This is a genomic window from Amycolatopsis pittospori (genome assembly GCF_013870525.1).
Taxonomy (GTDB): Bacteria; Actinomycetota; Actinomycetes; order Mycobacteriales; family Pseudonocardiaceae; genus Amycolatopsis; species Amycolatopsis pittospori.
Window position 1 is genome coordinate 1 of the sequence record NZ_JACBXD010000105.1, and the last position, 23,947, is coordinate 23,947.

The 23,947-nt window shown below is 68.7% G+C and carries 19 protein-coding genes and 1 pseudogene; 9 read left to right on the plus strand and 11 right to left on the minus strand.

The features are described 5' to 3' along the window. A partial coding sequence (locus H5J31_RS35030; RefSeq protein ID WP_181776971.1) for a helicase-associated domain-containing protein occupies positions 1-1,701 on the plus strand: 1,701 nt, incomplete at its 5' end. A 126-nt stretch (positions 1,702-1,827) separates the two neighbouring features. On the opposite strand, the gene H5J31_RS35035 is transcribed toward H5J31_RS35030, so the two are convergent. From H5J31_RS35035 to H5J31_RS35065, 7 genes are all read right to left on the minus strand, one after another. Further along, on the minus strand, positions 1,828-2,160 hold the full coding sequence (locus H5J31_RS35035; protein WP_181776972.1) for a hypothetical protein: 333 nt from the start codon (positions 2,158-2,160) through the stop codon (positions 1,828-1,830). Between the two features lie 484 nt (positions 2,161-2,644). After that, a complete protein-coding gene (locus H5J31_RS35040) occupies positions 2,645-3,265 on the minus strand; it encodes a DUF742 domain-containing protein (protein WP_181776973.1) in 621 nt (206 codons plus the stop codon). 6 nt (positions 3,266-3,271) lie between these two features. After that, a complete protein-coding gene (locus H5J31_RS35045) occupies positions 3,272-3,694 on the minus strand; it encodes a roadblock/LC7 domain-containing protein (RefSeq protein WP_037318050.1) in 423 nt (140 codons plus the stop codon). A gap of 428 nt (positions 3,695-4,122) precedes the next feature. Continuing rightward, positions 4,123-4,731: a GTP-binding protein gene (locus tag H5J31_RS35050; protein WP_181776974.1), complete on the minus strand. Its 609-nt coding sequence runs from the start codon at positions 4,729-4,731 to the stop codon at positions 4,123-4,125. Next, positions 4,712-5,497: a DUF742 domain-containing protein gene (locus H5J31_RS35055; protein WP_181776975.1), complete on the minus strand. Its 786-nt coding sequence runs from the start codon at positions 5,495-5,497 to the stop codon at positions 4,712-4,714. Before H5J31_RS35055 ends, H5J31_RS35050 begins: the two co-directional genes overlap by 20 nt. A gap of 25 nt (positions 5,498-5,522) precedes the next feature. After that, a complete protein-coding gene (locus tag H5J31_RS35060; protein WP_181776986.1) occupies positions 5,523-5,981 on the minus strand; it encodes a roadblock/LC7 domain-containing protein in 459 nt (152 codons plus the stop codon). A 20-nt stretch (positions 5,982-6,001) separates the two neighbouring features. After that, positions 6,002-9,142, minus strand: coding sequence for a sensor histidine kinase (locus H5J31_RS35065; RefSeq protein WP_181776987.1), 3,141 nt, complete (start codon positions 9,140-9,142; stop codon positions 6,002-6,004). Positions 9,143-9,891: 749 nt separating this feature from the next. Between H5J31_RS35065 and H5J31_RS35070 the strand changes: the two genes are divergently transcribed. From H5J31_RS35070 to H5J31_RS35090, 5 genes are all read left to right on the plus strand, one after another. Further along, positions 9,892-10,851: an ABC transporter substrate-binding protein gene (locus tag H5J31_RS35070; protein ID WP_181776988.1), complete on the plus strand. Its 960-nt coding sequence runs from the start codon at positions 9,892-9,894 to the stop codon at positions 10,849-10,851. 310 nt (positions 10,852-11,161) lie between these two features. After that, positions 11,162-12,109, plus strand: coding sequence for an ABC transporter substrate-binding protein (locus H5J31_RS35075; protein WP_181776976.1), 948 nt, complete (start codon positions 11,162-11,164; stop codon positions 12,107-12,109). Positions 12,110-12,117: 8 nt separating this feature from the next. Further along, positions 12,118-12,888, plus strand: coding sequence for an ABC transporter permease (locus H5J31_RS35080; RefSeq protein WP_181776977.1), 771 nt, complete (start codon positions 12,118-12,120; stop codon positions 12,886-12,888). Then, complete coding sequence (locus H5J31_RS35085) at positions 12,885-13,718, plus strand: ABC transporter permease (RefSeq protein ID WP_181776978.1); 834 nt, start codon at positions 12,885-12,887, stop codon at positions 13,716-13,718. Before H5J31_RS35080 ends, H5J31_RS35085 begins: the two co-directional genes overlap by 4 nt. Positions 13,719-13,737: 19 nt before the next feature. Further along, positions 13,738-14,619 carry an ABC transporter ATP-binding protein gene (locus H5J31_RS35090; protein WP_181776979.1) on the plus strand — a complete coding sequence of 294 codons (882 nt, stop codon included), beginning with the start codon at positions 13,738-13,740 and terminating at the stop codon, positions 14,617-14,619. 78 nt (positions 14,620-14,697) lie between these two features. Here H5J31_RS35090 and mdlC read toward each other — a convergent pair whose 3' ends face one another. The 3 genes from mdlC to H5J31_RS35105 all read right to left on the minus strand — a co-directional run bounded on the left by mdlC (position 14,698) and on the right by H5J31_RS35105 (position 19,810). Continuing rightward, positions 14,698-16,281, minus strand: a complete 1,584-nt coding sequence (gene mdlC, locus H5J31_RS35095) for a benzoylformate decarboxylase (RefSeq protein ID WP_181776980.1) — start codon at positions 16,279-16,281, stop codon at positions 14,698-14,700. 99 nt (positions 16,282-16,380) lie between these two features. Further along, on the minus strand, positions 16,381-17,058 hold the full coding sequence (locus H5J31_RS35100) for a copper homeostasis protein CutC (RefSeq protein WP_181776981.1): 678 nt from the start codon (positions 17,056-17,058) through the stop codon (positions 16,381-16,383). A 16-nt stretch (positions 17,059-17,074) separates the two neighbouring features. After that, a complete protein-coding gene (locus H5J31_RS35105; RefSeq protein WP_181776982.1) occupies positions 17,075-19,810 on the minus strand; it encodes a sensor histidine kinase in 2,736 nt (911 codons plus the stop codon). A gap of 201 nt (positions 19,811-20,011) precedes the next feature. On the opposite strand from H5J31_RS35105, the gene H5J31_RS35110 reads away from it, so the two are divergent. Beyond that, positions 20,012-20,962: an ABC transporter substrate-binding protein gene (locus H5J31_RS35110; protein WP_207899302.1), complete on the plus strand. Its 951-nt coding sequence runs from the start codon at positions 20,012-20,014 to the stop codon at positions 20,960-20,962. Positions 20,963-21,085: 123 nt separating this feature from the next. On the opposite strand, the gene H5J31_RS35115 is transcribed toward H5J31_RS35110, so the two are convergent. Continuing rightward, a complete protein-coding gene (locus H5J31_RS35115) occupies positions 21,086-21,724 on the minus strand; it encodes an LppU/SCO3897 family protein (RefSeq protein ID WP_181776984.1) in 639 nt (212 codons plus the stop codon). A gap of 85 nt (positions 21,725-21,809) precedes the next feature. On the opposite strand from H5J31_RS35115, the gene H5J31_RS35120 reads away from it, so the two are divergent. Beyond that, complete coding sequence (locus H5J31_RS35120; RefSeq protein ID WP_181776985.1) at positions 21,810-23,456, plus strand: DNA repair helicase XPB; 1,647 nt, start codon at positions 21,810-21,812, stop codon at positions 23,454-23,456. A 174-nt stretch (positions 23,457-23,630) separates the two neighbouring features. Next, positions 23,631-23,947: pseudogene (locus tag H5J31_RS35125) on the plus strand (DUF4253 domain-containing protein); the annotation flags it as partial.

A 23,947-nucleotide genomic window follows, 5' to 3' on the forward strand; every position in this document is an offset into this window, starting at 1 on the left:
GTCCAGCGACTCCTCGCGCGCGGCCTGCTGCTGCGCCGGGACGACCAGACCGTCGAGTTGCCACGCGAACTCGGGATCGCACTGCGCGGCGGGTCGGTGTTCGACCCGGCGTCGCTGCGCGAACCGGAGCTTCCGGTACATCCGCATCAAAAGTCCACAGTGGACGAGACAGCGGCCGGCGAGGCGATGGAGTTCTTGCGCCAGACCGAAAGCATGCTCCGCGCGTGGTCGGAGAATCCGCCGCCGGTGCTGAAGTCCGGCGGGCTCGGGGTGCGCGAACTGAAGAAGCTCGCCAAAGATCTCGACGTCGACGAGACGCGGGTGACCCTGCTGGCCGAGATCGCCGTCGGCGCCGGGTTGGTCGCCGACAGCGAAGCGACCGCGCCGGAATGGGTGCCGACGACACTGACCGATTCGTGGCTCGCGTCGCCGACCGCCCAGCGCTGGATGACGGTCGCGCAGGCCTGGCTCGAACTGCCCCGGCTGCCCGGCCTCGCCGGCGGGCGGGACGCGAAGGACAAGCCGATCGCGCCGCTGTCCGAGGAGCTACGGAGGCCGCTCGCACCGGTCTCACGGCGACGGATCCTGCTCGCGCTGGCAGCGCTGCCCGACGGCGCCGGGGTGAAGAGCGTCGACGAACTGGTCGCCTCGCTCTCCTGGCGCGCGCCGCGACGGGGAGGACGTCTGCGGGACGAGACCGTGCGCTGGACGATGGCGGAAGGGGCCGCCCTCGGCATCACCGGGCTCGGCGGGCTCACGACCGCGACGCGGGCGCTGCTGGCCGAAGACCGGCCGGGCGCCGTCGAGGCGATGCTCGAAGCGCTGCCTCGGCCGGTGGACCACGTCCTGGTCCAAGCCGACCTGACCGTGGTCGCGCCCGGACCGCTGGAGGCCGAACTCGCGTCCGAGATGACCGCCGTCGCCGACATCGAATCGTCCGGGCACGCGACCGTGTACCGGATCACCGAGACCTCCGTGCGGCGCGCACTCGACACGGGCCGGACCGCCGGCGAACTGCACGCGCTGTTCACTTCGCGGTCGGCGACGCCGGTGCCGCAGTCGCTCACCTACCTGATCGACGACGTCGCCCGCCGGCACGGACGCCTGCGCGGCGGCGCCGCCGAGTCGTTCCTGCGCTGCGACGACGCGTCGCTGCTGGCGGAGGTCATGGGCAGTCCGGTCGCGGGACAGTACGGCCTGCGGATGATCGCGCCGACGGTGCTCATCAGCTCGTACCCGCTCGCCGAGGTCCTCGACGCCCTTCGCTCCGCCGGTTTCGCTCCGGCCGCCGAAGGGCCCGACGGCCGTGTCATGGACATCAGGCCGTCTGGACGTCGCCTGCCCGCGAAGGCGCGCGGCCCGCGTCGCGCACCGGGAGAACAGGCCGGGCTGACGGACGACCAGGTCGGCAAGATCGTCGCGCACGTCCGGGCCGGTGACGCCGCTTCGGCGCGACGTCGCGGTGAGACCGTGCGGGCGCCGCAGGGCGGTGGCTCCGGGGACACGTCCGCGACGCTGGCGCTGCTGTCCCAGGCGACCATGGAGCGTCGCGAGGTGTGGATCGGCTTCGTCGACTCACGCGGGACGGCGAGCCAGCGCGTCGTACGCCCGATGCGCGTCGGCGGCGGCGTGCTCGAAGGCACCGACAACGAGCGCTACCCGCTTCACCGGATCACCTCGGCCGCCCTCGTCGAAGACTGACCCGCCCGCGTTTAGTCCTCTGAATGCGGGCTGCGTCGCCTCAGTATCCGCGACATGGTTTGTGACGGCGGGTCGCCTGGCCTGCGCGCAGAGCGTGACTAGGTGTCTTGAACGGAGGGTTGCGCGCTAGGCCAGCTGTTCCGTGCGAAGGTCTTTCAGGACCATGGACATGACCTCGCCATGGGTCGGCCATTCGGGTGTCCCGATCCCCACCGAGTGCAACGCGGCCCGGACCGCGGCATGACCTTCGGCGATGGCATGCGACAGGTCGTCGCTGGAGACATCGGCCTCGATCTCCATGACCGCACGCCCGGTGTCCGCGGAGACCGCGCTGTCCGTGAATCCGGCGACGCAGCGTTCCTGGTCGAGCAGTGCCTGCATCACCTTGTCGCAGTAGCCGAAGAGATCATCGGCGCCGTCGGCGATGAACACCCAGTGCGCATGGACTGTCACACTCATCGGGAGCCTCCCTCGATCTCGTAGCAAGGTTGACGCAGCAGCCAGGACAACGCGTTCTTACCGTAGTTCGAACCGCTCGGCGTCAGATGAATCCAACGCTGATGCCTCCCGCACGGGCACCTGACGGTGTAGTAGGTCGGTGGATCCAAGATCCGCCAACCCGCGCGATGGAAGTGGTCCAGAACGGCTTCCAGATCCTTCCTAGGATGCTTTCTCCAGTACCCCACCGGTTACTCTCCTCGACCAGGTTAACGCAGATCAGGAAGACCGGCGTCACGCTGAGATCCCGTTCACTGACGACGACGGTTCTATCGAGAAGCGACCTAGGCCATTACCAAAAGTGCCAGCAGGTCACCGCAAAGTAGTCAGCTCGCATCTGTCATTGCACCGATGCATTCCGCGACCCGCCCGCGTTTAGTCCTCTGAATGCGGTCCTTGCGTGCGCAACTACCGCATTCAGAGGACTAAACGCGGGGAGGGGCGCTCAGAGGGCCCGAAGGCCTTGAAGGACGCGTTCCATGAAGGCGCGCGAAGAAGAGTCGCCCATGATCAGTTCGGTCTGGTGGATCAGCACCAGACCCGCGTCCGCCATGTCGCCGACGAGCACCTTCACGACGCCCAGCGGCAGCCGGAGGTGTGCGGCGATCTCCGCGATCGACCGGGTGTCCAGGCAGAGGTCGCAGATCTGGCGGTGCTCGATGGTCCGGACGCCGCGGTATCGGCGGCCGTCGTCGCTGGTCGACACCAGCGCTTCCAGCGCCAGGTCGTGCGCGGTACGGGTGCGTCCGCCGGTGCGCGTGTAGGGCCGGACCCGGGAGCCCGAGGCGGGCGGCAGGTAGACCGAAGCGGGCGCGCTGCCCGCGGAGGACGCCGGACGCGGGGGCGACTGCCGGATCGGCGAAGGCGCCGAAAGAGGTGAAGCGACGGGCGAAGGTGTGGGGATCGTGGGGACGGGCTCGGGCGGCGCGGTGGGGCGGCGCGGCATGACCGTGCTGATCGAGCTCAGCTCGAACCGGCTCGGGGAGTCGAAGGCCTCACGCTCGGTGCCTTGATAGAGGGAGTCCCAGCCGGGCGGTTCCGGTTCGGTGAATCCGGTGATCTTCATCGGCGGCTACCCACGTACGCCGCCCTGCAGCTGCGCCCGCAGCTCGGGGGTGATCTGCTGGCCGACCCGCTCGACGAGCAGGGTCATCTCGTAGGCCACGGTGCCGATGTCACAGGTCGGCGCCGCCAGTACGGCGAGCGACGAACCGTCGGAGACGGACATGAGGAAGAGGTACCCGCGTTCCATCTCGACGACGGTCTGGTTGACCCCGCCGGCGTCGAAGCAGCGCGCCGCGCCGGCGGTCAGGCTGATCAGCCCGGAGGCGACCGCGGACAGCTGTTCGGCGCGTTCCTGCGGCAGCCCTTCGGACGGCGCGAGGAGCAGACCGTCCGCGGAGACCAGCACGGCATGCGCGGCGCCGGGTACCCGGCGCGCGAAATCCGTGATGAGCCAGCCGAACGAGCTCTGTTGCTGCCCGGATGCCGTCACTAGTCCCTCCTCGCTGCGTCTGGACCACAGGGGCGTCGTGGTCCGGACGTCTCTCACCCGCCGACGCCGACGAAGCGCCGGCGGAGCCGAAAGACGCCTCCACCCAGCGTATTCGTCACGCCGATCGTGTCGAGTCCGCCACCCGGCCGACGGTGTTCACCGAACGTAGGCGACCAGCCGCTCACCGCGTCGACCCATCGCGAACCACGCATTCGTGGGTCACTCCGTGGTGGCGGCGGACGACCAGGCGTGAATCGGTGTCCACGCAGGTCATCGGCCTTCCGACCGCCCGATCGGGCAGGGCCGGCACCGGATCGGACGGTGGGGATCGCCCCGTGGTCAGCCCGCCCGGTGACACCGATCCCCGAAGCGGGTGAAGCCTGCCGAGTTCACTCCAACGGCCGCATCCGCTTCGGGTTTTCGTCTGTTTATCCCGCGCGCAACGCCGAATCGTGTGCGATGGCGTGCTGCACGACCGAGATCAACACCTGCTTGGCTGAATCCCGCTCACGCGCGTCACACGCCATGATCGGCACGGACGGCGAGATCGTCAGCGCGTGCCGGACGTCCTCGATCTGGTGGTGCAGCAGCCGGTCGAAGCAGTTGATCGCGACGACGTACGGCAGCTTCCGGTTCTCGAAGAAGTCGATCGACGGGAACGCGTCGGCGAGCCGCCGCGTGTCGACCAGCACGACGGCCCCGATGGCACCGACCGCGAGGTCGTCCCACATGAACCAGAACCGGTGCTGGCCCGGCGTACCGAACACGTACAGCACCAGATCCGAGTCCAGCGAAATACGCCCGAAGTCCATGGCCACGGTCGTCGTCGACTTGTTCGGGGTGGCCGAATTGTCGTCGACGCCGGTACTGGCCTCGGTCATCATGGCCTCGGTGGTCAGCGGATCGATCTCCGAAACCGCTCCGACCAGCGTGGTCTTCCCCGAGCCGAATCCGCCAGCGACCACGATCTTGGCCGACGAAGTCGGTCCGGTCACCTGCGGCGCATTCGCGTCGGAGTCAAATTCTCCGAAGCCCACTGAGCACCCTCTCCATGAACTCGATACTCGGCCGGTCACCCACGTTCTGGCTGGCGGTGTGCACCAGTACCAGACCGAGGCCGGCCACGTCTCCGATCAGCACCCGGACCACGCCGAGCGGCAGGCGCAGCAGCGCCGCGACTTCGGCTACGGACCGGGTGTCCAGGCAAAGGTCGCAGATCGACCGGTGTTCGGGAACGCGGACCCGGTCGAGCACGCGTCCCTGTTCACTGGTCGAGATCAACGCCTCGATGGCAAGGTCGTACGTCGGCTTGGTCCGTCCCCGCGTGCGGAAGTACGGCCGGACCAGGCCGGAGGATTCGACGTCGGTGGTGTACTGCTCGTCGACGAACTCGTTCTGCGCCTGTTGCGGCAGTGCCGCGGCGAGCGGATCGGCGGCCGCGGCCGCCGCCCGGCGCTCCTCCTCCTTGTCGAAGGAGAACTTGGCGAACTCGCCGGAGTCGTACAGCGGACCGCTGCCGCCACCGAAGAGTTCCGCCCCGGGTCCGCCGAGCAGGCGTTCCCGGTAATCCGAAACGCTGAAATCGGCGGGTCCCTGTCCCGCGTTCGAATCGGTCAGCCAGCGGGAGGCCTCGTCCGGGGGCACGGGGTCGTTGTCCGACCCCTGTGCCCGGCGCGATCGCCATTCGCGGTCGACCCGGTCCCGGAAGGACGTCCAGTCCTCCCGGCCGTCGTCACGTTCCGACCACCCACCGGAGAAGTCGTCACCGAGCCGGCCATCGCCCCTCAAGCGCCCGTCGTCCACGGCATTCTCCTCGGTTCCCGGTCGCTCAGCGGCGGACCGACGCGCCCTGCAGCTGCGCGCGCATCTCCGGTGTCAGCTGTTGCCCCACGCGTTCCACCAGCAGGGTCATCTCGTAGACGACCAGGCCGATGTCACTCTCCGGCGATCCGAGGACCGCCAGACAGGAACCGTCGGACACCGACATCAGGAAGAGGAAGCCGTTGGCCATCTCGACCACCGTCTGCGCGACCGTGCCGCCTTCGAACACCTTGGCCGCACCGCGCGCGAGGCTGGTGAGCCCCGACGCGACCGCGGCGAGCTGGTCGGCCCTGTCCTTGGGGAGCCCCCGTGAGGAAGCCAGCAGCAATCCGTCCGCCGACACCACCACGGCATGCGCCGCGCCCGGGACCCGGTGCACGAAATCCGTGATCAGCCAGGCAAAGCTGCTCGTGTGTCCTTTACCCTGCGCCTGGCCGCCAGGCTGCGCCGGACCGCCCGGCTGCATCGCACCCGCCCGTGTCACTTTCACTCCTTACTGCTGTCATCGGCGGAGGAACCTCCACCGGTCACCGGAACGCCGTTGTCATCCAGCGCATCGAGCGGTCGTTCCTTCAACGCGTGCCGTCCCGACTTGTAGCCCTGCTGGAAGCTTGCCATCCGACTGCGAGCCGCCGTCGCCGAGCGGGCGATAGCACCCGTACCCGGCATTCCGGAGGTCTTGTCGGCGAACGAGTCTTCCTTCTTCGGTTCGTTCCCGCCGATCGAGCCGGGGACGAGGTACTGGTTCGGCACTCGTTTGGGCAGGCCCGCCGGAGTGATCTCGTCGTTCCGATCTTCGTACAGGACCTGTGCCGCCTGCCAGCCGTCGTCCGACGCGCTGCGCCACTCATTGTCCTGGAGCACCGTCTCCGGCGGAACACTCCGTGGTGTCCGAGTGGGCAATGCCTCTTCGGCGGCCTCCTCGACGGCGGACTCGACGGGCTCGGAAGCCTCGGCGGTGCCGTTGCGGCTCTGCTGGGGCAAGGCCGACTCGGCGGGCTCGACCGGTTCGGTGTAGGTGGTGGGAGTGTCACCACCGGGCTCGTCGCCCTCACTGAACCAGCGCGAGAGCACCGACTGGTAGATCGGAAGCCGCCTGGTGGGGACGTCGTCCTCGAGCGCCGACTTGCCGGCGTCCGAGGGTTCCTCGGGCTGCCGCGGCGGCTCGACCGGGTTCACCGGGACGTACCTGGGCTCCCGCTTCGGCAGCACGAGCGACGCGAACTGCGTCTCCGTGGTGCTGGAGGCGCCGTCGCCGTTCGGCGGCGGGGTCAGGTCCTCGGCCGTCGGCCAGGCCGGGGACTCGTCGGCGGGTACGGCGGGGCTGAGGAACGGGCCCGCCGCGTTCTTGCCCGCGACCAGGTCGTCGAGGCTGATCGGCTGGTCGAGCGGGACGAGCCCGCCCTGGTTGGCGATCGGCTGCGAAGCCGGCGGCTTCGACGGCGGCGGCGGGGTCATCTCCAGACCGCGGTCGGAAGCCGGGATGTTCGGCAGTGACGGCGAGGTGCCCGAGATCTCCGACATCCCCGGAATCGACGGCATCGACGTTTCCGAGCGGTTCGACGGCGGCGGGGTGTTCCGCGCGCCCGGCCGCATCTGCGTGAGCAGCTCGGCGGGCACGACGACCCGCGCGATCACGCCGCCTTCGATGTCCTCGTTCTCCCGGAGCCGGACCTCGATGCCGTGGCGGCGCGCCAGGCGCGCGACCACGTACAGGCCCATCCGCCGGGTCACCGAAACGTCCAGGTCCGGCGGTTCGGCGAGTCGCGTGTTGACTTCGGCGAGCCGCTCCTCGGTCATGCCGACACCGTGGTCGGTGACCTGGATGGCGAGCGCCTTCTTGCGGGTGATCACCGCGCGGACGGTCACCTTCGTCTCCGGCTCGGAGAAGTAGGTGGCGTTGTCCAGCAGTTCCGCGAGTACGTGCACGAGGTCGTGGATCGTCAGGCCCTGGACAGCGACCTCGGGGACGATCCCGATCTCGATCCGGGCGTACTGCTCGATCTCGGACACCGCGGCGCCGATGACGTCGGCGGCGGGCACCGGCTTGGGTACCGACTTCGCGAGACCGGCGCCCGAAAGCACCAGGAGGCTTTCACCGTTGCGGCGCAGCCGCGTGGCGAGGTGGTCGAGTTCGAACAGGCTGGCCAAGTGGTCCGGGTCCTGCTCGTCGGCCTCGAGCCGGTCGATGACGCCGAGCTGGCGTTCCACCAGCCGCTGCGAACGGCGGGACAGGTTCACGAAGATGCCGTTGACGTTCTCGCGCAGGAGGGCCTGCTCGGCGGCCATCTTGACGGCCTGTGCGTGGACGACGTCGAACGAACGCGCCACTTCACCGATCTCGTCACGCGAGGTGACCGGCACCGGCTCGACCGACCGCTTCGAGGCGTTGACCGGGTCCGGGTCGTCCAGGATGGCCTGCACGGTCTCCGGCAGCCGGGTGTAGGCGACGTCGAGCGCGGTCTTCCGCAGCACCCGGAGCGGGCGCAGCATCAGGCGGGCGATGACGAGCATCAGGAACAGCGCCGCGAGCAGGGCCAGCAGCACGATCGCGCCACCGATCCAGGCCGAGTTGATCGCGTCGGTGGCCAGGCCGTCGGCCTGGACCCGGAGCTGGCCGAGCAGGTTGGTCTCGACCGCGCGCAGTTTGTCCAGCGCGACCCGGCTGTCGTTGCCCAGCGCGACGTTGTCGATCGACGGCGCCTCGTTCTGCTGATACAGCGAGAACGCCATCGTGGTGATCCGGCGGCGGTCGTCGACCTCGGGACCGGAGAAGGTGTCCGAGTAGAGCTGCCGCTGGTCCGGGCTGGCGTTCGCGAGGAACGCCGCGGTCGAGGCGTCGCCGCTCGCGACCGCCGAGCGCGCCTGGTCGAACAGGTCGCCGGGGAAGGAGGAGCTGAAGGAGGCGATCAGCAGCGCCGCGTCACCGCGGGCGATGAACTCCTTGCTCTCACTGATGGCCTGCACGGTGACGCCGAGCCGGAGCACGTCGCGGTTGGCGACCGCGGTGGTCACCTCGCGGCCGAGCTGGACCAGCGAGTCGAGGATGCCGGAGTAGGCGATCAGGACCGGGGTGCCGCCCAGCAGCGAGGTGTTCATCGCGCCGCGCAGCGGGCGCAGCGCGTCGAGCCGCTGCAGACCACGCGAGTAGCGGTCCCTCGTGTCCTGGTCGTCCGGGTTGATCTGGTTCGCCGAGGCCCGAAGGTCGTCGACCGCGCGGTCGACCTTGGCGATCTGCGCGTCGAGCCCGGTCTGGCGGGATGGGTCGTTGGAGGCTTTCAGAGCGACGGCGAGCGCGCGCTCGCTCTGCAGCTCGTGCACCACGGACGTGATCTTGTCCGCGAACGCGACCTGGTCGGCCGTGTCCTGGAACCGGGCGGCCTCGGAGCTGTCGTCGATGACCCGCAGCGTGCCGAGCGCGAGCGCGGTCAGCGTCGGAATGATCAGGACGGCCGCGAGCTTGGATCGCAGACGCCAGTTACGCAGGCCCAGGAACGACCCGGCCTTCCCGCCAGGACCGTCTCCGGTTTCCCGCGCAGGGGCCCCTCCCACCCCCGCGGTGTCTTCGTTCGGCACCGCCGCACCACCATCATCTTCATTCGGGCCGGGAAAGCCCATTTTGGACATGCCGTTCTCGAACTGGCCGGACTGCTGCTGTCTGGGTCGGTTGTCGGAGACCACTACGCGCTCACTCCCGCCACCTGGCAGGGGTACGCACGACGCGAGTTCTCACTCGTCTGAATGAGGCGGTCGTCTTTGACGCAGTCTCTCAAGTGCACTTGGCCGAAGTCCCGCCTGGCGTCATTGATCTATTCGGCCTAACCCGCCAGTGCGTGGACACGCACCAGTGGCGCACGGACGTGTTCAGCGCTCGTTCGGACAACACGTACTTGTTCGACACAGAGTGCCTTGCACCTCGGGAAAGGTCCAGAGCGTTCGGCCATCCAAGGCACTCACTTTCACTACATCAGTGGTCCACACCTCACTACCGGTGCATGAGGGTAGCGAACGGCAGGCTCAGATGTAACCCTTCGGACAAGACGTGGGAGAAGCCACCGGACGGCTCTTGACGTGTTGCTGCTCAGTTGTCAACAAACCCACGGCGCGATCACGCCCAGTTGTGTTCACTTCTGACAAACAACCTGTTCGGGTGATCGTTACCACTGGGGATCATAGGATGACCACCCATTGTGAGCACGTTGTCGATTCTCTACAGTGAGCGCGTGACTCTCGACAAAGAGTCCCTTCCGAAATCCACATCAGGCCACGTCATCACGTGTCCTCCCCTTGATCAGGAGCACCACTTGCTTGGCTCTGCAAGCTCGAAGAAGGCCTTGAGCGCCGGCCTGGGGCGGCGTGGCGCGATCGCCTTCGCGATGACGGCCATCGTCGCGACCTCCGTCGGCGGCTGCGGCCTGCTCGGCGGGGAGGAATCCCCCTCTTCCTCCGGCGGTTCCGGGAACCTCGAGAAGTCGAAGATCAAGGTCGCCGTGATGTCGACCATCGACGTCGCCCCCTTCCGTCTCGCGCAGGACGGCGGCTACTTCAAGAACGAAGGCCTCGAGGTCGAGGCCATCGAGGCCGCCACCGGCCAGGTCTCGCTGACCAAGCTGATCGGCGGCGAGGTCGATGTGGCCTACGCGAGCTACACGCCGTTCTTCATCGCGATGAGCAAGGGCACCGCCGACATCAAGCTCGTCTCCGACGCCTCCTCCGCCGGACCGAAGAGCACCATGCTGGTCACGCTGCCGACCTCCTCGGTGAAGAGCATCAACGACCTCGCGGGCAAGAAGATCGGCATCACCGCGCCGAACACCGTGTCCGACACGCTTTCGAAGTCGGTCATGAAGGACCACGGCGTCGACGCCAGCAAGGTCCAGTGGGTGCCGCTGCCGCTGCCGAACGTCGCGGGCGCGCTCAAGAACGGCGACATCGACGCCGGCTTCCTGACCGAGCCGTTCATCACACAGGCCGCCAAGCAGGCGGGCACCGTCCCGGTCGTGGACACCGCCACCGGCGCCACCCAGGACTTCCCCACCGCCGGCTACGGCGGTCTCGGCAAGTTCGTCGCCGAGAACCCGAAGACCGTGGCCGCCTTCCAGCGCGCCATGCAGAAGGCGACCCGCGACTCGGCCGACCGCTCCAAGATCGAGCCGCTGCTGGTCAAGTACGCGAAGATCGACCAGGACACCGCCGCGCTGACCACGCTGCTGACGTTCCAGTCCGCCTTGGACCCCCGCCGTATCCAGCGGGTCCCGGACCTGCTCCTGCAGATGGGCGCGATCCAGACCAAGATCGACGTCGCCCCGATGATCGCGGAACAGCCCACCAGCTGATGACGCGCGGTTACTCCGAAATGCGCTTCCACCAGTAAATTGCTCACTAAAAGTAATGATGTCCAAGCGGGTGATCATGGGCTCAGGCGAATGGCCTAATAATGATCACCCGCTCACGACACCCATTGTGAGCAGGTGGGCAAATCTCTAAGGTGACCGCGTGCCTGGCGAAATGAAGCCACGACACTGATGGAAATCCCCCAAACGGTGATTCATTGTTTCCGAGGAGCTGGCTTTGTTTCGAAACGCCTTGAGCAGGAGCGGTTCTCGTAGAGGACGGGGTGCCGTCGGTGTCGCCCTGAGCGTCCTCATGCTGGCCACGGTGGGCGCTTGCGGTGCCCTCGGCGGCGACGAATCGCCCAACGCGTCCGGCGGCGGCGACGGCACCGTCGAGAAGGCGAAGATCAAGGTCGCCCTGCTGCCCGTCGTCGACCTCGCGCCGCTCCGCCTGGCGCAGGAAGGCGGCTACTTCAAGGCCGAGGGCCTCGAGGTCGAAGCCGTCGACGCCCCCAGTGGTCAGGCGTCGATGACCAAGATGATCGGTGGCGAGGTCGACATCGCCTTCTCCACCTACATGCCCTTCTTCATCGCGAAGAGCAAGGGCGCGGCCGACATCCGGCTCGTCGCCGACTCCGTGTCGGCCAGCCCGAAGAGCAACGCGGTCGTCACCGTCCCGAACTCGCCGGTCAAGACGATCAACGACCTCGCGGGCAAGAAGATCGCGATCACCGACAAGAACACCGCGTCCCACCTGCTCACCGTCTCGGTGATGAAGGACCACGGCGTCGACAGCAGCAAGGTCCAGTGGGTGCCGATGGCGCTGCCCAACATCGCCGCGGCACTGGCCGCGGGCCAGGTCGACGCGGCCTACGCGCCCGAGCCGTTCCTGACCCAGGCGTCCAAGGTCGCCGGCGCGACCCCGGTCGTCGACATCGCGACCGGTGCCACCCAGGACTTCCCCCTGGCCGGCTTCGGCTCCCTCGGTTCCTTCGTGGACAAGAACCCGAAGACGGTGGCCGCGTTCCAGCGCGCCCTGACCAAGGCCGTACGCGATTCGGCCGACCGTTCCAAGATCGAACCGCTGATCGTCAAGTACGCCAAGGTCGACGCCGAAACCGCGTCGCTGCTGACGCTGCCGACGTTCGGGTCCACCCTGGACCCCCGTCGCATCCAGCGCGTACCGGACCTGCTGCTGCAGACCGGCGTGCTGACGGCCAAGCTCGACGCGGCCTCGATGCTCGCCCCTCAAGCTGGATAAAGGTAAAGGTGCCAAGACTTCTCCGTGCCCTGGCCGGTCTGGCCGGTTTCTTCCTGATCTGGGAAGCGATCGTCCGGGCCGGCCTGGTCCGTCAAGAGTTCCTCCCCCCGCCGTCCGTCGTCGTCGTGACGATCTTCGAACAGTTCGGTGAGGTGCAGTTCGTCCGCGACCTCATCGCGACCTTCCTCGCCTGGGCGATCGCCCTGCTCATCGCGGTCGCCGTCGCCGTGCCCGCCGGTCTGCTGCTGGGCAGCATCCCCGGCCTGCGCACCGCGACCGCCGTGATCATCGAGTTCCTGCGGCCGATCCCCGCCGTCGCGCTGATCCCGCTGGTGCTCCTGCTGATCGGCGGCGGCCCCGAAGCGAAGATCACGCTCGCCGTGTACGCGTCGCTGTGGCCGATCATGTTCAACACGATCTACGCGCTCGGCGAGATCGACCCCGTCCTGCTGGAGACCGCGAAAGCCTGTGGCACCGGCAAGTTCCGGACGCTGACGTCGGTGGCGCTGCCGCATACCGCGCCGTTCGTGTTCACCGGGGTCCGGCTGTCCGCCAACATCGCGCTGATCGCGGTGGTCAGTACCGAATTCCTGGCCGGCGCCAAACTCGGCATCGGCAACTTCATCATGCAGGCCAGCACCGGTTCGACCAGGTTCGACCTCGTGCTCGCCGGAACCGTGGTGGTCGGCGTGCTCGGCTTCCTCATCAACGGCGGTCTCGAGATGATCGGCAGGCGGGCCTTCCGCTGGAGCACCGTCGACCGGGAGGCGGTCTCGTGACGACTTCGACGCTTTCCAGCCGCGTCGGCAGGCGTGTGGGCCAGGGCCTCGGCATCCTGGTGCGCAACTGGCTGCTGTTCTTCGCCCTCGTCGGGATCTGGGAGCTTTCGACCCGGCTCGCCGAGAGCCCGTTCTTCCCGCCGCCGAGCGAAATCCTAACCACCTCGGCGAAACTGTGGTTCACCGGGCCCGCGTCGCAGCTGTTCCTCACCGACACCGTCTTCGACAACGTCCTGCCGAGTCTCGGCCGGACACTCGGCGGCTGGCTGCTGGCCGGCGCCGTCGGCGTCGCCCTGGGTGTCGCGTTGGGGCGGTCCAAGACCGGGATGGACTACGTCGGGCCGCTGTTCGCGTTCTTCCGCTCGGTGCCGCCGCCCGCGCTCATCCCGGTGTTCATCGTCCTTTTCGGACTCGGGCCGGGGATGCAGACCGGTTCGATCATCTTCGGCGCGATCTGGCCGGTGCTGCTCAACACCGTGGACGGCGTGCGCTCGGTCGACCAGGTGAAGGTGGACACCGCGCGTTCGTTCCGGACGCCGCGGTCGTACTGGCTGCGTTCGGTCGTGCTGCCCGCCGCCGGGCCGAAGATCTTCGCGGGTCTCCGCCTCAGCCTGTCCATCTCCCTGCTGCTGATGGTGATCTCGGAGCTCGTCGGTTCCTACAACGGGATCGGCCGCTCCCTGATGGACGCCCAGCAGGCGTTCGACTTCCCGCTCATGTGGTCGTGGCTGGTCCTGCTCGGACTGCTCGGCTTCGGGTTCAACGCGGCCTTCCTCGCGGTGGAGCAGAGAGTGCTTCGCTGGCAGCCCACCCGCAACGGCCGTAACTAGTCTTCGAAGGGTCAGCAAGATGTCAACCATGCTCGAGGTCTCCGGGCTGAACCACCGGTACGGCGCGGGAGAAAAGGCGCACGTCGCGGTCAACGACCTGTCGTTCACCGTGGAAGCGGGTCAGCTCGCGAGCATCGTGGGCCCGTCTGGCTGCGGCAAGTCCACGCTGCTGCGCTGCATCGCCGGACTGATCAAGCCGTCGTCCGGCCGGGTCAGCCTGCACGGCGACGACGTCTCCGGCGTGCCGGAGGATCTGGCCGTGGTGTTCCAGGACTACAGCCGCTCACTGTTCCCCTGGCTCTCGGTCGCGAAGAACGTCGAGTTCCCCTTGCGGTGGCGCAACTTGAGCCGCTCCGAGCGCCGTACGCGGGCGCAGGAGGCACTGGAGTCCGTCGGCCTGTCCGGCGTCGGCTCGAAGTTCCCCTGGCAGCTCTCGGGCGGTATGCAGCAGCGTGTGTCGATCGCGCGGGCGCTCGCCAGCCGGCCCGCCCTGCTGCTGATGGACGAGCCGTTCGCGTCGGTCGACGCGCAGACGCGGTTCGAACTCGAAGACCTGACCCGGCGCGTGCAGCGCGAGAACGGCAGCACGGTTCTCGTGGTCACGCACGACATCGACGAGAGCGTCTACCTGTCGGACCGGGTGCTCGTGCTGTCGAAGTCGCCCGCCACGATCGTCGCGGACCTGCCGGTGGGGCTGCCCGCGGAGCGGAACCAGATCACCACGCGCGAGTCCACGGAGTTCGTGACGCTGCGCGGCGAGGTGGCGCGGCTGCTGCACGGTGGGGCGCCGGAGAACGCCGCCGCCGTCACCGCTGCTTCCGACGCGGCCGAATGGGACCTGGCGCGGGCCGACGCCGAGGCCACGGCCGACGCTGACGCTGAGGCCCGCTCGAAGCACTAAGGCTGAAGTCCGTGAAGGCCTCCTTCCCTACCGTGAGGGTAGGGAAGGAGGCCTTCACGGACTTACCTCACACCACGCTCAGTAGAGCTTGCGCGGGTTCGGGTCGATGCGGACGTGGACCAGATGCGGGCCCTCGTCCGGCAGCGCGGCCTCCAGCGTCGGCTTGAGGTCCTCCGCCCGCTCGACGACCGACGTGCGCAGGCCCATACTTCCCGCCAGCGCGGGGAAATCGATGCCGCCGAGGTCGACGCCCGGCACCTTCTCGCCACCCGCGGCCTCGCCGAGGATGCGCACCGCGGCGTACTGCGAGTTGTCGAAGATCACGAACGTCACCGGCAGGTTGTGCTGCGCCGCCGTCCACAGGGCCTGGATGCAGTACATGCTCGAACCGTCGCCCAGGATCGCGACGACCTTGCGGTCCGGGCGCGCCATCGCGGCGCCGACGGCGGCCGGGAGACCGTAGCCGAGTGTGCCGCTGGCGACGGCCAGGAAGCCCGCGTCGGTGGACGTGATCGGCAGGTGGTCGTGCAGTTCGTTGCGGTGGCTCGGCGCCTCTTCGACGACGATCGCGTTGTCCGGCAGCACTTCCGCGATCGTGGCGTAGGCGAAGTCCGGTGAGATCGGCGTCGCCGCGGCGGGCTTTTCCATCCGCGCGCGGGCTTTGGGCGCCTCGTGCGCGGCGGCACGCTCGACCAGCGCGCGGATCGCGAGCTTCGGCGTCGAGCGGATGCCGGTGCCCACCGCGGCCCGCGCCAGGATCTGGTCGTCGTCGCTGACCAGGAACAGCTTCGGCGGCGAGATCTCCGACTCGCCGCGGTACACGTGATAGGTGAACGCCGGGGCACCGATGACCACCACGAGGTCGTGGTCGGTCAGCGCGCTCGCGAGCATCTGCCGTTCCGGCTGCAGGAAACCGAAGAACTGCGGGTGGTCCTCGGGGAAGGAACAGCGCGACGACATCGGCGAGGCCCAGACCCCGGCGCCGACCCGCTCGGCCAGCTCGACGACGTCCGGTACGGCGCCCTCGTCGTCGACACCGGGGCCGACCACGATCGCGGGCCGCTCGGCGGCGTCCAAAGCGGACACCAGTTCGTCCAAAGTGGCCGGGTCGGGCGCGAAACCGGGGATCCGCGGCCGGGACGGGATCGGCTTGTCGGTCTCGACGTCCCAGTCGTCCACCGGCACGGAGACGAACACCGGGCCCATGGGCGCCTGCGTCGCCATGTGGTACGCCCGCGCCAGCGCCGCCGGGACGTCCTCCGCCCTGGCCGGTTCGCAGCTCCATTTGACGTACGGCTTGGGGAAACTCGTCGCGTCGACGGCGCCGAGGAACGGCTCGTCCGGCAGCAGGGAGCGGGTCTGCTGCCCGGCGACGATGATCAGCGGGGCGTTGTTGCGGTACGCGGTGAAGACGTGTCCCAGCGCGTGCCCGACACCGCCCGCGGAATGCAGGTTCACCAGCACCGGGCGCCGCGACGCGCGTGCGTATCCGTCGGCCATCGCGACGACGGACGCCTCCTGGAGCGCGAGGACGTAGGTGAAGTCGTCGGGCCAATCGGTGAGGAAGGCGATCTCGGTCGTCCCGGGGTTGCCGAAAACCGTGGTCAGGCCGAGTTCTCGCAACAGTTCCCTGGTCGCGTCTCGTACGGTGCGGGTAGCCATACCCCCCACGCTAGCCGGTCGGATCGGGGTAGTTGAAGACGCAACCTCAAGTCACCGTGCGTGGCCCGCTCTTTACCACCCGCACTAGGACTTCCCGGCTCAGTTCTTGACCAGCGCCGCCCACTCGCGGACGGCGGCGACGTCCACATCGGACTCCCAGCCGCCGGGCCGGACCGCGCTGCCGACGTGGAAGGCACGCACGCCGCCGGCCCGCAGCAGGTGCACCTGCTGCGCCCGTAGACCGCCGCCCACCAGCAGCCGCGGCCCGTCGGAACGGCGGGCCAGGTGCTGCAGCACCGAAAGACCGTGCGCCACGCCATGCGGATGTCCGGCCGCGAGCACGGTGTCGCAGCCGAGGGCGGCCAGCTGGTCGTAGGCGCGCAACGGGTCCCGCGCGCGGTCGATGGCGCGGTGGAAGGTCCACGGCAGCCCGTCGAGCTCCTTGACCAGGGTTTCGCAGGCGTCGACGTCGATTTCGCTTTCCACGTCCAGGAACCCGAAGACGAACTCCCGCGCGCCCGCGTCGATCAGCCGCCCGGCGTCCGCGCGCAGCCCGTCGAGGTCGCCGGCGGCGAAGGACATGTTGTCCCGCAACATGACCCGCACCGGGAGATCGGTGGCGGCGAGCACGTCGCGCAGCGTCTCGACCGACGGCGAAAGGCCGTCGCTGGCCATGTCGCTGACCAGTTCGAGGCGATCGGCCCCGCCCTCCTGTGCGCGCTCCGCGTCCGCCGCGGTCAGCGCGATCACTTCCAGCAGGCCGGTGTTCGAACTCATGGACCTTCCAATTCGCTTAAGCCGAGGGGTTGTCGTCACCCCGGGCGTGGCGACCGCGCCGGAAACCGCCTTGCAGGCTGGTCATCCGTTCGCGGACCGCTTCGGGGGAAAGTGAGAGTATCGGCCTCTCCCCTCGCGGCATTTCCGGCCTGTCGTCCTGTGACCGCGCTTCCGGAACGGCGGCGGGCAGCACCGGCCAGGTGTCCTCCTGCCCGTCCTCCTGTTCGAGCTCGCCGGGCGTCGGCCAGGTGGGCTCGGGTTCCGGAGCGGGCCGGGGTTCCGGTGCGGGTGCCTTTTCCTGCGCCGCCACCGGCTTCAGCGTCGGCTCGGTGGGCTCGTCCGGATCCTCGGGCCAAGCTTCGGTCTCGGCGGTCCCAGTGGTCTCGGTGGTCCCAGTGGTCTCTTCGGGGGGCTTCACCGGCTCGAACGACGGCACGGAAGGCGGCCCCGGCTCGGCGGGCGAAGGACCTTCGCGCGGACCGCCGTGGTCGAACCACTGCGAAAGCACGCTCTGGTACTTGGGCATCCGCTCGGTCGGCGAGTCCAGGTCCAGGTGGTTGCCCGCGTCGTCGTCGGTGGACGGCCACTCCGGCTGCGTCTCGCGTTCGACGACCGGTGCCCGGCGCGGCGGGGTGGGATCCAGTACGGGCGCGAACCTCGACTCCTCGCCGCTCTCCTCGGGCTCGGGCAGCGGCGGGACCTCCAGCGGCGGTTCGGGTTCCGGCTCGGGCGCCACGACCACGGGCGCGGGTTCCGGTATCGGCGCGGGCTGCGGCGCGTCGACGATGAGTCCGGAGGGGACGACGACGACGGCGGTGATGCCGCCCCCGTCGGCCGACCGCAGCCGGACGTCGATGCGATGCCGCACGGCCAGCGTCGCGACCACGAACAGGCCCATCCGCCGCGAGACCTCGACGTCGACGTCGGGCGGATTCGCCAGCCGGGTGTTGGTCCGGTCGATCTCCGCCTGCGGCATCCCGGCACCGTGGTCGGTGATGTCGATCTGCCATTCGCCGCGTTCGGTCACGCGGCCCTCGACCTGCACCATGGTGCTCTGGTCCGAATAGCGGGTGGCGTTCTCCAGCAATTCGGACACCACGTGCACGAGGTCGTTGACGGCCTCGCCGCGGACCGCGATCTGCGGTGCCGCACCGAGTTCGATGCGCTGGTAGTGCTCGACCTCCGAAAGCGCGGCGCCGATGATCTCGTCGGCGACGACGGCGCCGCTGTCCTCACGGACGACGTCGGTTCCCGAAAGCACCAGGAGGTTCTCGCTGTTGCGCCGCATCCGCGTCGCGAGGTGGTCGAGTTCGAAGAGCCCGGCGAGCGTGTCGGGATCCTGTTCGTCGGCCTCCATCCGGTCCAGCACGGAAAGCTGGCGCTCGACGAGATCCTGGCTGCGCTGCGACAGGTTCACGAACATCGCGTTGATGTTCTCCCGCAGCATGGCCTGTTCCCCGGCCAGCCGGACGGCTTCCCCGTGCACCGCGTCGAAGGCCCGTGCCACCTGGCCGAGTTCCTCGCGGCTGAAGACCGGGACCGGCGCGACGGCGAGCCGCCGGCGCAGATTCTCCGGCTGCGGTTCGGGATCGCTGAGCAGGCCCTGCACGGCCGCGGGCAACTGGTGCTCGGCGACCTGGAGCGCGCTGCGGCGCAGGATCCGCAGCGGCCGCAACAGCGAACGCGCGATGATCACCGAGAGCACGCCGGCCACGACGAGGACGGCGAGCACGATGCCGCCGTCCCAGATCGCGGACGTTCTCGCTTGCGCCGCAAGGGTGTCCGTGCGCTCCTGCAGCTGGACGAGCACCGCCTGCTGCACCTGGTGGGCCAGATTGACCGTGTAGGTCGCGGCGGTGTCCCACTGGTTCGGGTCCAGCCCGCCGAGCCCCTGGTCGTTCTCCGCTCGGATGAGCGCGGATTCCACCATGTCGTTGCCGATGTCGACGATCAGGCCGATGACCGTGTCGTCGTACATCCGCTGTTGTTCGGGTGTCGCGAAGGTGCGGTAGTCGTTGCGGGCGGCGGCGAGTTCGGCCTCCGCGCCGAGCAGCGCGCGGGTGCGGTCGCGGTTGAGGCCGCCCTGGGCGAGCGCGGCGGCCATGATCGCGCGCTTGACCGACATCTGGTCCTTGATCCGGGCGAGCGCGTTGCCCGCGAGGCGGAGCTTTCCCAGATCCGGGTCGGAGACGTCGGCGGCGGTGGCGTCACTGATGTCGAGCAGGCCGGAGATCAGTTCGCTGTAGGAACGAAGCACCGCGTCGGCGGGAAAAGCCGAATGTTCCGCGGAAAACCGCAGACCGGTCAGCACTCGAAGGCGGTCGCTGGTCATCTGCAGGCTGGTCGCGGCCTTGTCGCCGAGCCTGCTCTTGCTCTCACCGAGCGTGCGGTCGAAGGTGCCGATGGCCTCGTCGACGCGTTTACGCTGCTCGGTCAATTCCGAGACGTCGGCCTTGCGGTCACCCGCGACGAACCGGACGGTGAGGTCGCGTTCGCGCTGAAGCTGGTGCACCGCTTCGGCGACGGTGCTGTCGACGCGGCCGCGGGTGGCGAATTCGGCCAGCTGCCGGGCATCCCGCAGATCCGAGTTGACCCGCAGGCCCACGAGCGCGACCACGGCGAGGGCGGGGATCAGCAGGACGACGAAGAGTTTGGTACGCAGATGCCAGTTGCGAAGACGCCATCTTCCGCCGACGCGCGGATGCCTTTCCGCCGCGTCGCCCCCACGGGGACGCTTGTCGCGACGGGCCACCTGGTTTCCTTTTCCCACCACGGGACCCTTTCCCGTGGCTGACATCGGGGACGAGAGCCCGAACCTACTGTAGAGTAACAAGGTTCGAGAACGATCGAAAGCCGCGCTTGTGCGGCGTCTCCCGCACGCGATCGTATGGGGCCCGGACCATACGATCCAGAAGGAGGAGCACATTCTCTCGGTAGGTGAGCGGTGACGAACATGCGCCTTCGCGCGATTCCGCTGGTAGCGGCTCTGCTGACGCTGGCCGGTTGCGGAGTGTTTTCCAGTGGTGACTCGACCCCCGACGCCCCTCTCGAACGAACCGAACTGCGCATCGGCGTCGGAAGCCCCATCGACACGGCCCCCTTGAGGGTCGCCGTCGGCGAGGGGAGGTTCACCGCGGCGGGGCTCGCCGTGACCCTGGTCGATGTTCCCGCCGACCAGGCGATCACCAAACTTTCCGCGGGCGAGATCGACATCGCCTTCGCCAGCGACGTCTCGATCTTCCGCGCCTCCGCGGCGGGCACGGCCCTGCAGTTGCAGGGCGAGGCCTACACCGCCGGCCGCAACACCATGGCGCTCGTCACACTCCCTGGCTCCGACTACACCGAGCCGACGGGCAAACGGTCGCCGAAGATCGCCGTGAACATGCTCGACGACGTCGGCGTCCTCGCGGCCCGTTCGGTACTCGCGACCGCGGGCGTCGAGGCGGGCAAGATCCAGTTCAAACAGCACGCGTTCGACCGGATGCCACAGGCGCTGCAGGCCGGAGAGGTCGACGCCGCGTGGATGGTCGAGCCGTACATCACCAGGGCCGAGAAGGAACTCGGGGCGAGCATCCTCGCCGACGGCGCTCGCGGCGCGACACTGGACTTCCCGATGTCGTCCTACGTTTCGACAGGCACTTTCGGCCAGGGCAACGCCCGCACGCTCGCGGCCTTCCGGAAGGTGCTCAGCGAGGCGCAGGTGCGGGCGGCCGACTCGGCCATCGTCCGCGACGCGCTGCCGACGTTCTCCGACATCGACCGGACCACGGCCTCGCTGATCTCACTCGGCTCGTATCCGGCTTCCGTCAACGGGATCCGGCTGCAACGGGTCGCCGACCTGATGCACAACTCGGGCATGATCGGCGCCCGGCTCGACGTCCAGGCATTGGTACCGCGGCCCTAGCGGAAGGGATCGGGCAACGTGTCGTGACCCGGGCGAGGCGATGACGCGGGCGCCGCGACTCCGCACTCGCGTGCCCGGACACGGATCTCGCGTGCCTGAAGACGGATCTCGCGTGCTCAGGCGCTAGATGTTCTCGCCGGTCGGCCGCAGGCAGATGGTGCGCTCGGGCGGGCCGGTGTAGTGCAGGGCGGTGTCGTCGGACGAGCAGACCGTCTCCGACGACCCTCGCATCACGAGCACCCGCGCCTCCGCGGAGATGTCGGTGCAGCGGACCTTCGCGACCCGCGTCTCGTGCACGACGTCACGCAGGCAGTCCCCGGTTTCGACGTTCAGCGCCAGGCACAGCGTCGACTTCGCCTTGCGGCTGGACCCGCTGTCGTACAACTCGAACTGGACGTAGTCCTCGCCGCGGCATTCGGCCGAACCGGGGCGCACGGCGTCGATGCGGAAGGTCGCCCGGCTCGACGAGCAACTGGCGGTCGTGTAGCTCTGGGCGCCACCCGCCTCGTCGGTCAGGTACAGGCATTTGCCCGCCTCGACCTCGCTGAACTTGCCCGCCTGCGAGATCCCCCAGGCCACCAGGCTCCCCAGGCCCAGCGCGGCGACGACGCCGATGACGATCGAGACCTTGGCCAGCACGCTCAACGGCGGCGGCTTCGGGAACGGCGGCGGGCCCACTTCCGGCAGCGCGGGCGCCGGCGGCAGTCCGGGCGCGTTGAGCGGGTCGTACTCGGGCGTCCCGCCGGTCGGTGTAGTCGTCAAGGTCCCCTCCAGTCACCTGTCGCACATCCTTCCACCAGCGGTGCCGCGGCGGGCGCCGGTGTGGCCGGAACGTATAAAGGAGGATGTGACCGATGGCCCGCTGATCGTCCAGTCCGACAAGACCGTGCTCCTCGAGGTCGACAACAGCCAGGCCGACGACGCGCGGATCGCCATCGCGCCGTTCGCCGAACTGGAACGCGCGCCCGAGCACGTCCACACCTACCGGATCACGCCGCTGGCGTTGTGGAACGCGCGCGCCGCGGGTCACGACGCCGAGCAGGTCGTCGACGCGCTGACGACGTACTCGCGGTTCCCCGTGCCCCAGCCGCTGCTCATCGACATCGTGGACACGATGGGCCGGTTCGGGCGGCTGCAGATCGCCAACCACCCCGCGCACGGCCTGGTCATGTCGACCATCGACCGCGCGGTGCTGGAGGAGATCCTCCGGCACAAGAAGATCAGCCCGATGCTGGGCGCGCGTATCGACCAGGACACCGTCATCGTGCACCCGTCCGAACGCGGACGGCTCAAGCAGGCGCTGCTGAAGGTCGGCTGGCCCGCGGAAGACCTCGCCGGTTACGTCGACGGGGAAGCCCATCCGATCGACCTCGCCGAGGACGACTGGGAACTGCGCGACTACCAGCGCAAGGCCGCCGAGGCGTTCTGGGCGGGCGGATCCGGCGTCGTCGTGCTGCCTTGCGGCGCGGGCAAGACGCTCGTCGGCGCGGCGGCCATGGCGCACGCGAAGGCGACGACGCTGATCCTGGTGACGAACACCGTCGCCGGACGTCAGTGGAAGCGAGAGCTCATCGCGCGGACGTCGCTGACCGAAGAGGAGATCGGCGAGTACTCCGGCGAGAAGAAGGAGATCCGCCCGGTCACCATCGCGACGTACCAGGTGGTCACGCGCAAGACCAAGGGCGAATACCGGCATCTGGACCTGTTCGACTCGCGCGACTGGGGACTGGTGGTCTACGACGAGGTCCACCTGCTGCCCGCGCCGGTGTTCCGGATGACCGCGGACCTGCAGTCGCGGCGACGGCTCGGCCTGACCGCGACCCTGGTGCGCGAAGACGGCCGCGAGGGCGACGTGTTCTCGCTGATCGGCCCCAAGCGGTACGACGTCCCGTGGCGCGACATCGAGGCGCAGGGCTGGATCGCGCCGGCGGAGTGCACCGAGGTCCGGGTGACGCTGACGGACGCCGAGAGGCTCGCGTACGCGACGGCCGAGGCCGAGGAGCGGTACAAGCTGGCGGCGACCGCGGACACCAAGACCAAGGTGATCAAATCGCTGGTCGACCGGCATCCCGGCGAGCCGACGCTGGTCATCGGGGCCTACCTCGACCAACTGGAGATGATCGGCGACGAACTCGACGCGCCGGTGATCCAGGGCGCGACCCGGAACAAGGAACGCGAGGAGCTGTTCGACGCGTTCCGCCGCGGCGAGATCAGGACGCTCGTCGTGTCGAAGGTCGCCAACTTCTCGATCGACCTGCCGGAGGCGTCGGTCGCGATCCAGATCTCCGGGACGTTCGGTTCACGGCAGGAGGAGGCGCAGCGGCTCGGACGGCTGCTGCGGCCGAAGGGCGACGGACGGCAGGCGCACTTCTACTCGGTCGTCTCGCGGGACACCGTCGACACCGAGTACGCGGCGCACCGGCAGCGATTCCTGGCCGAACAGGGCTACGCGTACCGGATCGTCGACGCGGACGACCTGCTGCGCCCCCTGTGACCCCCCGCGTTTAGTCCTCTGGATGCGGTACTTGCGCGCGCAAGTACCGCATCCAGAGGACTGAACGCGTAGAGCGTCCGACGTGAGATCCCGCAAACGGGGTATCGAAAACTGTCGGTGCTTCGAACTAGTGTTCGGGTAGAGTTGACCGAACACCAGTTCGAGGGGAAGCCGATGACGATCGCACCGTTCCGCCCAGGCACGCCACCGGTCCAGACGCTGCCGCCCGGCCGGTGGCACGGCCGGATCTGGGTCTCGGACCTGCCTTTGGCCAGGCCAGAGCGTTATACAGGCTGCGTCGCGGAGTTCGACCGGTCCGGGTTGTGGCCGGTCCTGATCCCGCACGACCAGCGGTTCGCGGCCAACGGCGAGGACTGGATCGACGACCGCGGCAGGCTCGCCCCGGCCGACCACCGGATCTCCTCGGTGGACCCGGCGGACGTGCTGGCCCGCTGGTGGGACACCTCCTGCTGCGACGGCGCCTGCCTGCG